Raw genomic sequence first — 14472 nt, 5'->3', positions numbered from 1 at the left:
GGCGTGTCTAAAAGGCCTTATTAGCCAAAATGACTGCCCGGCGCGGCGCCAGGCGCCAAAGCCTATTTGAGCTGCTGAAGATGTTCAAGCGGTGCGGGGCGGTGATAGAGCACGCCCATAGAGAATGTCGTGTCGAAAAAGCCCAGATTCTTGGGTACATCTTCAATACCAACACTGATGGTCAGTGCTGCATTATCCAGCAGGTACGCAACGTTTTTTTGCATGTCGCTAAAGCTACTGAGTGTGTTAAAGCGCCTATCAATAGCTATTTTAGGGATACTGCTGCATTAATTAGATCGGTATTCAAATAATTTATACCCCCCTTAAAAAAACCAATTTGTTGAGCCGCGCTCTTCTATGACATTTTGTAGTACTTATTATGTGCTTAACTATGTCAATAGGATTGGACGATGGACGCATGCCTGCCGATTAATACTGTTTGTTTGTTAAATGATCTAAAGTTTGTGAGAGAGCTTTTGTCTTTTGCATAATCTCTTTGGCTAATAAATTTTTTATTTATTAAATTATATTCAGAGTTTTTGAATACTCTCTTCTCTATCTTTAGAGGAAGTTTGCGATGATGTTTTCAAGGGAATTATCAAAATTAATTATATCTTTATGTGATGAAGATCTTACATTAAGTGCTCTGGATAATGCGAAGACGGTTATATTGGATACATTAGGCTGCGCTTTAGCTGGTGCGAATGAGCCAGCCGTCGAAATGTTAGTTACCACTCCTGGTATTGCTACGAAAGGAAACGTTAGGTTAATTGGCCGAACTGAACGATTAGATGTACTCAATGCGGCGCTGGTTAATGGCACGGCGGCGCATGCTTTGGATTTTGACGATGTAAATACAGCCATGGGGGGGCATCCTTCCGCCCCTGTACTTTCTGCATTAATGGCTTGCTGCGAACTTGCACCATATTCTGGAAGAGAGCTGCTGTTAGCATTTATAACGGGATTTGAAACAGAGACTCGTTTGGCGCGTGCGGTTAACTTTCATCACTATCAACTAGGATGGCACCCTACCGCCACGCTGGGAGTATTTGGTGCTGCTGCTGCCTGCGCTAAGTTAATGAAACTGAATGAGGAGCAAGTAGCAACTTCGCTCGCATTTAGTGCAAGCCTAGCCAGTGGGTTGAAAGCTAATTTTGGCACTATGACAAAGCCCTTTCATGTGGGCCATGCCGCGCGTCATGGGCTAATGGCTACATTAATGGCACGCCAAGGATGGACCGCTAGTGCAGATGCATTCGAACACGAACAGGGGTTCTTTAATGTGTTTAATGGTAAAGGTAACTATAACTTTTATCGTGCGTTTGAAGAGTGGGCAGCTCCTCTAGACATAGTATCCCCTGGTATTGGCATCAAGCTTTATCCATGTTGTGATAGTACCCATACTAGTATCGATGCCGTAAGTCTTTTACACGCTGAGCATCAGTTCAATGAGGTTGATATTGAGCGAATTGAGGTAATGATCCATCCTCTTAGGTTAACCCATATCAATCGTCCTAATCTTCGTAGCGCAACAGATGCAAAGTTTAGTGTTCAGTACTGCATTGCATGCATGTTAATTGATAAAAAGATTGATTTTAATAGCTTTTCGCCTTTGGCATACGAAAACTCTAAGGTGCAGGCTTTAATGTCAAAAATTCAAGTGTTTCCACATCCCACCCCTGAACAATCTTCGGTTGGAAACTATCTAACGGATTTGCGTATACAAATGAAGGACGGTATTTGGCTCGAAAAACGAATGGAACAACCGCTAGGTCGACATATTGACGAGCCTGCTCCATTAGAGTTGATCCTAGAAAAATTTGAAAGCTGTGCTTCTTTGGTATTGAAGGCTAGTGCTGTAAAGAAACTCTCCAACGCGGTCATGAGTATAGAGAATTTTTCGGATGCTTCTGAACTTGTAAAGCTCTCCTCGCTAGATACTTGAAACGATCGTTAAATAAAGTCAACTCATTGTCTTGTCGCTAAGCTAATGATTATACTCTAGCTGTATGCATATACTCTGTATCGTCCTCTGGGTAGATTGTAAAGAAGTCAATAGTGTAGAAAGAAACGAAAGCTTCAGTAGCAGTAGCAGCAACACAAAAAGTTCAAAAGCGATAAGTTATTCTAAAAAGCGATGGGTTTTATATTGTTTATTTTAATTATTTTAATTATTTTTTTATGCGTTATATGATTGGCTTTTGTAGTTCCTAAAGATAGCACCATGCGCTAGGAATCAAATTTAGCAGCATGCTGTGAGTGGAGCCGTGTATATGATTAATTGAAAAGATGTTAATAATTAGTCTAATAGACTTTTGTTGTAGATTGTTTTTTTAAATTATTATTTTTTAAACTATTGTTTTTTAAGTTTTTTTTAATTATATTTTTAATTTTTGTCGGGTATAGGTCGAGGCTATATCTTTTGACAAAAAACGCATTCGATTGCCCTTGGCCTTTTATTTAAAGTGTTATTTCTAACGGAGGGGTTTTAATGAAAATATTTTTAAGGCGAGTCACGCCAACAGGTTGTGCATGTATAGGGTTACTAGGAGCCGCATTGTTCTTTGTAGTGATAGGGAGTCGTTTGGATTTTGATGCTGCTTTTTTTCCTGTCACTATTTTAGTAGCAATCTCTGCCCTTAGTATCATTCTTTTTTTCCAAGAGGGCCTTTTTAAGGCATCAGATAGTGCTGTTAAAGACTTATCAGTTCCTATTGGTAAGGTTTTGCTAGGGATTTTATTTACAGCTATATATGTATTAGCTGTTCATTTTATAGGTTTTTTCTTCTCTACCTTTATAATGATTCCTATTGTGAGCAAGGTGTTTGGTTATCAATGCTGGTCGCGAAGCATCATTTGTTCATCTGTATTTACAATAATGCTTTATCTTCTATTTGAAATTGCTATGGGAAGAAGTTTGCCCCACGGCCTATTGATCTGAGGTTGACATATGTTTCATGCATTATGGGAAGCATTGCCAGGTATTTTGGACTTAAGTAGTCTATTGGCAATTGCAGTGGGTGTTGTCGCCGGTATATTTCTTGGGGCTCTTCCTGGCCTTAGCGCTACACTAGGTATTTCTGTATTACTGCCTTTTACTTTTGGGTTAAGTCCCCAAGTTGCTTTAGGTATGATGGCAGGGATTTATAATGGATCAATGTATGGTGGAGCTATTCCGGCTATTCTGCTTAATATTCCTGGGACGCCTTCTGCAGTAGCGACGACATTTGATGGCTACCCGATGGCGCAGCAGGGGCGCGCAAATGAAGCTTTACGGGTTGCATTAGTTTCTTCCGCTATTGGTGGTATTGCCAGTGGCTTAGCGTTAATGCTTTTAGCACCTCCACTAGGCAGTGCAACACTCATGTTTGGGCCTATTGAGATATTCTGGGTTTCAGTTTTTGGTATTTTGAGTATTGCGTTGTTAATTAAGGGAAATGCAATAAAAGGCCTCATTAGTGCAGGCATAGGCATTTTTGTGGCTACTGTTGGCATTGATCCCGTAAGTGCAAGTGAGCGTTTTACATTTGGTTCTATATATCTTGGTGATGGTATAAGTGTCATTGTACTTCTTATCGGTCTATACGCTCTTCCTCCAGTAATTGATACGCTAACTAATCCTTCATCTAATAATAAACAACACCAAAATAACTATAGTGCTGGAGGTGTTGCATCTTTTATCTCAATGTTAAGATTTTGGAAAACTTGGATAAGATCTTCATTGATCGGTATTGCAGTAGGTATTTTGCCAGGAGCAGGTGGATCATTTGGAACCTTCATTAGCTATAATGAAGCAAAACGCAATGCTCGTAATCCGGATGACTGGGGTAAGGGGGAACCAGAAGGCGTGGCTGCTGCAGAAACTTGCAACAATGCTGATACTGCTGCTTCAATGATTCCTGCGTTGACACTTGGTATACCTGGTACTTCGGTAGCCGCCGTTATGCTTGGTGGTTTTTTAATTCACGGTCTTCAGCCGGGTCCCAATTTGTTCCGAGAGCATCCAGATGCTGTTTTTGGCTTTATGTGGCAGTTCTTAATTGCCTCAGTAATGTTGATTTTTCTTGGTGGATCGGTAGCAACGAGAATTTTTTCGAAAGTTCTTTACTTGCCTAAGCAATTGCTCGCAAGCACCATTTTATCATTGATGGTTGTGGGGGCTTATTCTATTCATGAATCTATGTTCGATGTTTATTTAATGCTTGGTTTTGGCGTTATTGGATATATTCTTGATAAATTGAAATTCCCTATGGCTCCAGTAGTCCTTGGTGTTATTTTAGGTGGCTTTATGGAGTATAACTTTCGGCTATCTATGCTTATGAGTGGTAATGATATTAGCGTCTTGTGGGGGTCTATAACATCTGTAGTTTTGATAGTATTAGTCTTCGGGCTAATAGCTTTAACTCTGCTGAAAGATAAGGTTTCGGCAATGATCGGCAAAAAATACCAACCTAAGTGAGGGCTTGAAATGAATTACAATAAAACTTTATTAGCAACGATGTTTGCATTGTTAGCGCCAGTGGTAGCCCAGGCTGATTTTCCTCAAAAAAATATTACGATTATTGTTGGATATGGTCCCGGAGGAGGGTCTGACATAACCGCACGCGTGGTTTCTCAGTATCTTGAGAAATACCTAGATGGGAATGTCAGTGTTGTGGTGAGAAACGTTCAAGGTGCTGGCGGAGTCATTGCATTAACTCAAGTTTCTCGAGCCGAGCCTGATGGCTATACCATCGGTGCATTTAATGTGCCTGCATCTAACGGTAGGATGAAAGATCGCTCTGTTTCATATGGACTGGATAGTTTTGATTTTCTGGCAGGTGTAGCATCAGACCCGAATACGTTAGTCGCATTGAAAGGAAGCGGTATAGAGACCCTTGATGAGCTAGCAGAAGCATGTGCTAGTGAAGAGCGTCTGACATTGGGTGTTGCTGGGTTCGGTGGTGAAGACCATTTTGCCGCCCGGCAAATTGAAGATAAACTAGGGTGTAGCTTCACCTATGTTCCGTTGGGTGGGGATGGCCCAGCCCGAACAGCCGTAATGGGGGGGCATGTTAACTTGGCCGTCGTGAATGTCAGCGCGGCTTATAATTACCAGGAGGCGCTCAGTTTCCTTGGTGTGATGGATCAATCTCGTTCTCAATATGTAGAAGAAGTGCCAACTTTTATAGAGCAAGGTTATGATATTGAGATGGCTTCTACTCGAGGCTATGTGTTGCCTGCCGGAACACCGCAGGAGATTGTAGAACAGTATCTTTCTGCATTTACAGAGATGTTTAATGATCCTCAGTTTATTCAGGATATGGGACGTGAGGCGGTGCCTGCGATTTATTTCGATGCAGTGGAATGGACAACGTTAGCTGAAGCTCAGGATAAAATAGTCACAGAGCTTTGGGAAAACTCTCCATGGAAGTAGTCCGAGAGGTCTTAAGGTTTAAGTGAGGATGCTGTGGGTATGGTGCGGTCGGCTCTAATGAGGATCGGCCGAAAGAGAAGGAGGAAATATGAAAGCCAGTATTCGCAGTCTTGAAGTATTTCGTTCAGTGATGCATACGGGGTCTGTCAGTAAAACAGCCATTGAATTAAATGTATCTCAGCCAACAGCCAGCGGGATTATTAAACGCTTGGAAGACATTATCGGCGTACCGCTTTTTAACAGGTTAAATTTCGGTCTATCTCCGACGCCAGAAGCTGTTCAGTTGCTGCCAGAGGTAGAGAGAATATTTGACCACTTTGCACACATGCAGGCCAAAATTGATAATATCGTCCAGGGTGGCGACGCCTTTTTAGCGGTTCAGTCGATTCACTCAATGTCCAAGCGTTTTGTTGCACCAACGATTAAAATATTCACTGAATTGCACCCCCGTGCTCGTATATCAATTCACGCAGGGCAGTCTTCCCAAGTTATTAGTAATGTGGAAGTAGGCTCATTTGATGTTGGGTTTATTTATGGCACTAAAGAGAGTGAAGTGCTTGAAGCGTTGCCGCTGAAAAAAATACAGTATCGTTGCATCGTACGTGAAGGCAGCCCCTTGGCGTCAAAATTAATGTTAGATATTGATGATATCCTTACTGAAAAGCTAATACTTAACCGGAGTGGTACTTATTTGCGCCAAGCAGTAGAGCGTACATTTCAAGCGCAAGGGATTACTTTAACACCACAAATTGAAGCAGGTACGATACAAGCCTATGAGTTGATCAGTAATGGTGTTGGTATAGGTATTCTTGATGATTCACTCATTTCAGAGGGATATTACAAGGGGTTGGTGTCCTTGCCCACAGCGTTTGATATTAGCGTTCAGGCATCGCTAATCTATAATAAGAATACCTCGCTATCCTTTTTTGCTAAACAGTATATTGAGTTGGTTTGTAATTATTTTCATGATGATGAGGGGGTTGAGGTAAGTGCATTAAAAAATGTGCTGAATAGCTCACCTTAATATGAAGTACGATGAGTTGAATAAATTGTCGAGTAATTTGCTCTTGCTATGTTTGGGGACCACGTTTGAGTGCAATAATGAGCCCTATCATCGGTGAAAATGTGGTCATTAACTACATAGAACAGACGATTAAAAAACGTGCCATCATCCAGCCCTGTCTAATAGCGCGATTGATTGAAAATAGCTTATCGACAATGGTATGCCTAGAAAGGCTTATTGGCCAAAATGACTGCCCGGCGCGGCGCGGGGTAGCCTTCTATGGTTCGGGTGCGGTCGTCAGGGTCAAGAAAATCAGCCAGCGACTGATAGGTCATCCATTCGGTTGAACGCTGCTCTTCGAGCGTGGTGACGGCTTCATCGACCACTCGCACGTTGGTGAAGCCGCAGCGCTCCAGCCAGTGGCAAAGCGCTTTTGATGAAGGTAGAAAGTAGACGTTGGGCATCGCAGCGTAACGCTCGCCGGGAACAAACACCGTTTGCTCATCGCCTTCCACGATCAGTGTTTCCAGCACCAGTTCGCCGCCAGGCGCCAAGGCTGCTTTAAGCTGCTGAAGATGTTCAAGCGGGGCGGGGCGGTGATAGAGCACGCCCATAGAGAATACCGTGTCGAAAAAGCCTAGGTTCTCGGGCACATCTTCTATGCCGACGGGTAAAAACTGCGTTCTCCCGCTGTCGGCATCGCCTACAAAGTGGCGAACCGCCTGAAACTGCCAATAAAAACGCGGCGATGGATCGATAACGAGTACGAACGCTGCGCCGGCACCGGCCATCCGCCACGCGTGATAACCGCTACCCCCTCCGACATCCAGCACCTTGCGATACTTTAGCGGCGCCAAATGCGGTAAGACTCTTTGCCACTTCCAGTCTGAACGCCACTCTGTATCAATATGAATCCCGCCCAGCTGAAAAGGGCCTTTGCGCCATGGCGCGAGCTTTTTAAGTAGATTAAAGCATTGGCGCTGTTGGCTATCATTGAGTGCGAGCTCAACGCTGACGGTATCGCTGTTGAGATCAACGTTACGCTCGCGAGGCAGCGCGGGCAGTTTGGCAACGGCCTTCTCCCAGGCGGGAAGATCGCCGTGGCGGTTGCGGTCAAGCCCCTGGGCAAGCTGCTCGGGCAGTTTGGCGAGCCAGGCGGTGAGCGACGGGTCTATGACCGCTTGATCCAAAAAAGCTTGGTAAAGGGCGCGATGATGCTCGGGTAAATCCACCTCAGCCCTCCTTAAACGCGATCAGCGAGGCAAAGTTCAGGTACTGAAACCACGTTACCGAGCGGGGAAATCCTGCGTTTGCTAAACGCCCGTGAAGCGCATCCAGCGTATCGGGTACCAGCACGTTCTCAAGCGCGGTGCGCTTCTGGCTGATTTCTAAGTCGCTGTAACCGTTGGCACGTTTAAAGTCGTGGTAGCGTTCAACGCGCCAGGCGTTGTCGCGTTCGTCTGCGTCCACGGTTTTTTCTGAAAGAATTAGCACGCCGCCGGGCTCAAGCGCTGCGTACAGTTTAGCCAACAGGGCATCGCGATCAGCCGCAGGAAGAAACTGCAGCGTAAAGTTGAGAATGATCAACCCAGATGGCGCATACTCAAGCGTGCGAATATCGGCCTCTTCCACCTGCATGGCGTGATCAGAGCACTCTGCAAGGAAGGTTTGGCGTGCCTGGCTTACCATGGCGGGTGAAAGATCGACCCCGGTATAGCGAAAAGCGTCTGGTTCCAGCGTGCCTGCCAGGGCAAGCCCTGAAGCGCCAAGTGAGCAGCCTAAGTCATAAACGTGGGCGCCATGGCGCAAATGGCGCTGGGCAATCAGACTCAGCATGCCCAGAATTTGCCCGTAGCCAGGCACCGATCGACGAATCATGTCAGGAAAGCACGCGACCACCTTTTCATCGAATGAAAACCGCGCTACTCGGTCAAGGGGTGTCGAAAAGATAGCGTCACGGTAAGATGCATCACTCATGGGCAAGCCGGGATCATGGATGGGGCGTCATAGTTTACCCGCCCTGATATGTCTATAACAGACCCTGCTGCATGGATCGACGCCACTGGAGATATCACATGGCCTCAGCATCAAGCGCTACTCCCGATACGTTACCCGCTTGGCAGACGTTGAAGCATCATGCGCAAGCGCTGCAGAACGTTCACTTGAAAACGCTGTTTGGCACCGAGCCTTCGCGGTGGGAAAGCTTCACTCGCCAAGTGGCGGGCTTAACGCTGGATCTTTCCAAGCAGCGTTGGGATGACGATACCCTAGAGCATCTCTTTACGCTGGCCACTGAAGCGGGCGTGCCTTCGGCGATAGAGGCATTGCTTAGCGGCAAGCGTGTGAACGTCAGTGAAAATCGGCCCGCTTTGCATACGGCGTTGCGCTTGCCCGCCGATGCAACGCTGGACGTAGAAGGGGATGATATCGTTGCCGCGGTGCAGGAAAGCCTTGCCCAAATGGAAAGCCTGGTCAGCCGTTTGCACGCCGGGCAGTGGCGTGGCGCGACCGGCAAGCCGATTCGCGATGTCGTCAATCTAGGTGTGGGCGGCTCTGACTTAGGCCCATTGATGGTAACCCACGCTCTGGCTGACTTTCGCCCCAAAGGTATTCATCCCGTAGAAGTGCACTTTGCTTCCACGATGGATGGCTCGCAGCTTGCCGACTGCTTAAGCCGCTTAAATCCTGAAACGACCATTTTTGTTTTGTCCTCTAAGTCGTTTACGACGATCGACACACTGTCTAACGCCAATACTGCCCGTGAGTGGCTCTTGGGTCGGTTAACGCAGCATGGTTCGACGCCTATTAGTGCTGAGATGGTTGTGCGCCAACACTTTATTGGCGTTTCGGCGAGCCCGGATAAAATGACCGAATGGGGCATTACGCCAGACCATCAGCTAACCTTCTGGGAGTGGGTCGGCGGCCGCTATTCGCTGTGGGGCACCATTGGACTGCCGATTGCACTCGTAGTGGGGATGGATAATTTTCGCGAACTCCTAGCCGGTGCCCATGCCATGGATCGGCATTTTGCCGAAGCGCCTATGGAAGATAACTTGCCCATACTGCTTGGGCTGGCCGGCATCTGGAATGTCAATTTTCTGGACATTCGCGCGCACTCTATTTTGCCCTACGACGGGCGGCTGGAATATTTCGCGGCCTATCTCGAACAGTTAGAAATGGAATCCAACGGTAAGTCGGTGACCCGCCAAGGCCAGCCAGTTAACTACTCCACCTGCCCAGTGCTCTGGGGTCAGCTAGGTCCTAATGCTCAGCATGCGTTTTATCAATTGCTACATCAGGGCACTCAGCCCGTCGTATGCGACTTCATTGCGCCGCTTAAGCGCTATGATGAAGTAGAAGACCCGGATACCCGTCGTGACCTTAAAACCCAGCACCGTTTATCGCTGGCTAACTGCTTTGCTCAGTCGCGTGTGCTGATGCTGGGTGATGACGCTTTAGAAGACGACGGGCCACGTCCGGAGCACAAACGCTATCGTGGCAACCAGCCTTCGACTACGGTGCTGCTTGACCAGCTAACACCATTCACGCTGGGGGCGCTCATCGCGCTCTACGAGCACAAAGTATTTGTTCAAGCGGTGATTTGGGATATCAACCCCTTTGACCAGTGGGGCGTAGAATTAGGTAAGAAAATTGCCACGGATACGCAAAAAATTATTGATCATCAAGGTGATATTTCACTCATGGATGCTTCTAGCCGCGGCCTGATTGAGGCGTTTTGGGCCGCTGAGCAAGAATAAGTAATGGCCCTGCCACCGTGCGGCAGGGCTACTCTGACGCTTTGCCAATAAGCATGGCTAGATATACAGCTTTTTGCTTTTCAGCTATCCTGTGTTTCTTTGCCAGCTGCCAGCACTTTTTTCAGGAATCGACGTTACATGACCCAGTTTGATGCCTCTCAGTACGGTGCGAGTTCCATCGAAGTCCTGTCCGGGCTCGAACCGGTACGTAAGCGTCCCGGTATGTATACCGACACCTCACGCCCCAACCATCTTGTTCAGGAAGTCATTGATAATAGCGTCGACGAAGCGCTGGCAGGTCACGCCTCAATCATCAACGTTGTGCTGCAAAGCGATGGCGGGATTGAAGTGCAGGATAACGGCCGAGGTATGCCTATCGACCTGCATCCAGAACACGGCGTATCGGGCGTTGAACTGATATTTACCAAGCTTCACTCAGGGGGTAAGTTTTCCTCCACAAGCTATCGCTTCTCGGGTGGCCTGCACGGCGTTGGGGTGTCGGTGGTTAACGCGCTCTCTCGTCGATTAGACGTAGAAGTGACCCGTAATGGCGCGCGCCACGCCATGGCCTTTGAGTTTGGTGAGAAGGTCGAAGAGCTGCATGAAATTGGCAAAGCGCCAAAGAGGGCGAGCGGCACTCTGGTGCGTTTCTGGCCAGATGAAAGCTATTTCGATAGCCCCAAATTAGCCCTAACGCGGCTGAAACATTTGCTGCGTGCCAAAGCGGTGCTTTGCCCAGGGCTAAAAGTTACGCTAGTAGAGCCGGATGGCACGTCCTCCGAGTGGGAGTTTGCTGACGGCCTGCGTGATTATTTGGTAGAAGCAACGGACGGTTATGAAGTGCTGCCCCGCGAGCCTTTTGTTGGCCACTTCAATGATGATGAGCACGGCGTTGACTGGGCAATTCAGTGGCTACCCGAAGGCGGGGAGGCGCTGTTGGAAAGCTACGTGAACTTGATACCCACGCCCCAAGGCGGCACCCACGTAAACGGGTTTCGTTCCGGCCTGCTGGACGCGCTGCGCGAGTTTTGCGAATACCGCAGCCTGCTGCCTCGTGGCATCAAACTTACCGCTGATGATTTGTGGGAACGCACCTCGTTTGTGCTCTCGGTGAAAATGCTCGACCCGCAGTTTGCCGGACAAACCAAAGAGCGGCTGTCTTCGCGAACCATTGCAGGCTTTGTGTCGGGCGTTGTCAAAGACGCTTTCTCACTGTGGCTAAACCACCACGTCGATCAAGCCGAAGCGATTGCCGAAATGGTGATTAGCGCAGCGCAAAATCGCCAGAAAAAAGCCAAAAAAGTGCTGCGTAAAAAGGTCACGTCCGGCCCCGCACTGCCCGGTAAGCTGGCCGACTGTTCCGGGCAAGACCCCGCGCAAAGCGAGCTGTTTTTAGTGGAAGGCGACTCTGCCGGCGGTAGTGCCAAACAGGCGCGCAACCGTGAAACTCAGGCAATCCTGCCGCTGCGCGGTAAAATTCTGAATACCTGGGAAGTCGAGACTCATGACATCTACAGCTCTCAGGAAGTCCACGATATTGCGGTCGCCATTGGTGCTGACCCCGGCAGCGACGGCCTGGATAAACTTCGCTACCACAAAATTTGTATTCTCGCCGATGCCGACTCCGACGGCCTGCACATTGCCACGCTGCTGTGTGCGCTTTTTGTTCGTCATTTCCCAAGCCTGGTAGACGCCGGGCACGTTTATGTCGCGATGCCGCCGCTTTACCGCATCGATCTAGGTAAAGAAGTGCATTACGCGCTAGATGAAAGCGAAAAAGCCGCGATTCTTAAACAGCTGGCCAGTAAGCGCGGTACGCCTAACGTGCAGCGTTTTAAAGGCCTGGGTGAAATGAACCCGTTACAGCTACGTGAAACGACGATGGCGGTGGAAACCCGTCGACTGGTTCAGCTCACGTTGACCGAAGGTGACGGCACCATGGAAATTATGGATATGCTGCTGGCCAAAAAGCGTGCCGGTGACCGCAAAAAGTGGCTGGAAGATTACGGCAACCTCGCAGACATTGAGGTATAACCCCCGATGACCATGGATATTCAAGTAGCAGAGGGCGACGTCGAACGTTTGTCCCTGCGCGACTATACCGAAAAAGCCTACCTCGATTATTCGATGTACGTGATTCTCGACCGTGCGTTGCCCAATGTGGGCGACGGCATGAAACCCGTGCAGCGGCGCATTATTTACGCCATGCGCGAGCTGGCGCTGCACGCTAGTGCTAAGTATAAAAAGTCGGCGCGTACCGTCGGCGACGTGCTGGGTAAGTTTCACCCTCATGGCGACAGCGCTTGCTATGAAGCCATGGTGCTCATGGCACAGTCGTTTAGCTATCGCTATCCGCTGGTAGATGGTCAAGGCAACTGGGGCAGCCCCGATGACCCTAAGTCGTTTGCCGCCATGCGTTACACCGAAGCGAAGCTTTCCAAGTTTGCCGAAGTGCTGTTAGGCGAGCTAGGCCAAGGCACCGTTGATTGGGCGCCCAACTTTGATGGCACCATGCAGGAGCCGCTGGTCCTGCCCGCCAAATTGCCGCACGTATTGCTAAACGGCGGTACGGGCATTGCGGTGGGTATGGCCACCGATATTCCGCCGCATAACGTAGCTGAAATTGTCGAGGCGACCTGTCATCTGCTGCGTAATCCAAAGGCGACCACCGCTGATTTAATGGCATTCGTGCCCGCGCCTGACTTTCCTACTGACGCGGAAATTATCACCCCGCCTGCGGACCTGCGTAAGCTCTATGAATCAGGCCGTGGCTCGGTGAAACTGCGCGCGCGCTATATTCGTGAAGAAGCCAATATCGTTATTACCTCGGTGCCTTATCAGGTTAGTGGCGCCAAGGTGCTTGAGCAGATTGCCGCTCAAATGCAGGCTAAAAAGCTGCCCATGGTGGCCGACCTGCGCGATGAATCGACCCATGAAGAGCCAACGCGCTTGGTGATTGAACCGCGCTCCAGCCGCATTGACGTTGAGTCGCTGATGGCGCACCTGTTCGCCACGACCGATTTAGAAAAGAATGTACGCGTGAATATGAACGTGATCGGCCTGGATGGTCGGCCACGGGTGATGCCGCTGCCTGAAATGCTCGGCGAATGGCTGCAGTTTCGTCGCAGCACCGTACGTCGGCGTTTAGAGCATCGATTAGGTAAAGTCGAAGACCGCCTGCACATCTTGGAAGGCCTGCTGACTGCCTATCTGGATCTCGATGAAGTAATCCGCATCATTCGTGAGGAGGATGATCCCAAGGCTTCGCTAATTTCCACGTTTAGTCTTTCTGATCGACAAGCAGAAGCCATTTTAGAGCTGCGCCTGCGTCATCTGGCCAAGCTCGAAGAGATGAAAATTCGTGGCGAGCAGGATGAGCTGGAAAAAGAGCGTAAGTACTTGCAGGGTTTGCTGGGCAGCGAAGCTAAGCTCACCACGCTAATTGAAAAAGAAATTCGCGCCGCCGGTAAAGAGCACGGCGATGCGCGCCGCTCACCGCTCGTTGAGCGTGAAGAATCCAGGGCGCTTTCGGAAGTAGAGCTGCTGGGCGCTGATCCCATTACCGTGGTGTTATCAGACAAAGGCTGGATTCGAGCAGCCAAAGGGCATGATATCGATCCCGAGGGGCTTTCCTATAAAGCGGGTGATAGTTTCCAGCTTGCGGCGCGGGGCAAAACCAATCAACCGCTGGTCTTGCTGGATGATACCGGCCGTGCCTATACGCTGTCAGCGCATAATCTTCCCAGTGCTCGGGGCCAGGGTGAGCCGGTGACTGGGCGCGCCAATGTGGCGGCTGGGGCGAAAATGGCGGGGTTGATGTTTGCACCGCCCGAGCGGCGTTTCGTGCTGGCCACTGACGGCGGCTATGGTTTTGTCGCTAGGCTCGATACGCTCACCGGTAAAAACAAAGCCGGTAAAGCGGTACTGAGCCTGCCCAAGGGCTGTAACGTGATGGCGCCGATTGAGGTGCCGGAAGGTGAGGAGCTGTGGGTTGCTTCGGTATCAAATGAAGGACGTTTACTGCTCTTCCCCTTGGCTCAATTGCCCGAGATGTCCAAAGGCAAAGGCAATAAAATGCTCGATATACCTGGCCCTAGAGCGGCACGCCGGGAAGAGTTTGTATGTGGGATTGTGGTATTAGCTGCCAGAGATGCACTGATGCTGCATGCCGGTAAGCGCAAACTGACGCTTAAAGCCGATGACTTGGCCTATTACCGCGGTGAGCGCGGACGGCGTGGCAGTAAACTACCGCGCGGTTTCCAAAAAGTAGATCGTTTAGAGGCAGGGGAATAAGT

General features: G+C 49.0%; 10 protein-coding genes and 1 pseudogene. 8 read left to right on the top strand and 3 right to left on the bottom strand.

All coding sequences use genetic code 11. The annotated features are described in order from the left end of the window. Positions 1-65 precede the first annotated feature (65 nt). Positions 66-263: pseudogene (locus ACT3TR_RS00780) on the bottom strand (DUF1698 domain-containing protein); the annotation flags it as partial. Positions 264-577: 314 nt separating this feature from the next. Here ACT3TR_RS00780 and ACT3TR_RS00775 point away from each other — a divergent pair. The 5 genes from ACT3TR_RS00775 (at position 578) to ACT3TR_RS00755 (ending at position 6440) form a co-directional block, all read left to right on the top strand. After that, complete coding sequence (locus ACT3TR_RS00775; protein ID WP_444624758.1) at positions 578-1945, top strand: MmgE/PrpD family protein; 1368 nt, start codon at positions 578-580, stop codon at positions 1943-1945. 546 nt (positions 1946-2491) lie between these two features. Beyond that, on the top strand, positions 2492-2941 hold the full coding sequence (locus ACT3TR_RS00770) for a tripartite tricarboxylate transporter TctB family protein (protein WP_444624759.1): 450 nt from the start codon (positions 2492-2494) through the stop codon (positions 2939-2941). 9 nt (positions 2942-2950) lie between these two features. After that, on the top strand, positions 2951-4459 hold the full coding sequence (locus ACT3TR_RS00765) for a tripartite tricarboxylate transporter permease (protein WP_444624760.1): 1509 nt from the start codon (positions 2951-2953) through the stop codon (positions 4457-4459). A gap of 9 nt (positions 4460-4468) precedes the next feature. After that, positions 4469-5416: a Bug family tripartite tricarboxylate transporter substrate binding protein gene (locus ACT3TR_RS00760; RefSeq protein ID WP_444624761.1), complete on the top strand. Its 948-nt coding sequence runs from the start codon at positions 4469-4471 to the stop codon at positions 5414-5416. Between the two features lie 88 nt (positions 5417-5504). After that, positions 5505-6440, top strand: a complete 936-nt coding sequence (locus ACT3TR_RS00755; RefSeq protein ID WP_444624762.1) for a LysR family transcriptional regulator — start codon at positions 5505-5507, stop codon at positions 6438-6440. Positions 6441-6643: 203 nt separating this feature from the next. On the opposite strand, the gene cmoB is transcribed toward ACT3TR_RS00755, so the two are convergent. After that, on the bottom strand, positions 6644-7651 hold the full coding sequence (gene cmoB, locus ACT3TR_RS00750) for a tRNA 5-methoxyuridine(34)/uridine 5-oxyacetic acid(34) synthase CmoB (RefSeq protein WP_444624763.1): 1008 nt from the start codon (positions 7649-7651) through the stop codon (positions 6644-6646). Position 7652: 1 nt separating this feature from the next. After that, positions 7653-8396 carry a carboxy-S-adenosyl-L-methionine synthase CmoA gene (cmoA, locus tag ACT3TR_RS00745; protein ID WP_444624764.1) on the bottom strand — a complete coding sequence of 248 codons (744 nt, stop codon included), beginning with the start codon at positions 8394-8396 and terminating at the stop codon, positions 7653-7655. Between the two features lie 98 nt (positions 8397-8494). Here cmoA and pgi point away from each other — a divergent pair, with 98 nt between their 5' ends. From pgi to parC, 3 genes are all read left to right on the top strand, one after another. Further along, positions 8495-10177, top strand: a complete 1683-nt coding sequence (pgi, locus tag ACT3TR_RS00740) for a glucose-6-phosphate isomerase (protein WP_444624765.1) — start codon at positions 8495-8497, stop codon at positions 10175-10177. A gap of 138 nt (positions 10178-10315) precedes the next feature. Further along, a complete protein-coding gene (gene parE, locus ACT3TR_RS00735) occupies positions 10316-12211 on the top strand; it encodes a DNA topoisomerase IV subunit B (protein WP_441685963.1) in 1896 nt (631 codons plus the stop codon). A gap of 6 nt (positions 12212-12217) precedes the next feature. Then, positions 12218-14470, top strand: coding sequence for a DNA topoisomerase IV subunit A (parC, locus tag ACT3TR_RS00730; protein ID WP_444624766.1), 2253 nt, complete (start codon positions 12218-12220; stop codon positions 14468-14470). Positions 14471-14472: the final 2 nt, after the last annotated feature.

This window comes from Halomonas sp. AOP12-B1-6 (assembly GCF_052379225.1).
Taxonomy (GTDB): Bacteria; Pseudomonadota; Gammaproteobacteria; order Pseudomonadales; family Halomonadaceae; genus Vreelandella; species Vreelandella casei.
This window is presented reverse-complemented; position numbering and strand designations above follow the sequence as displayed.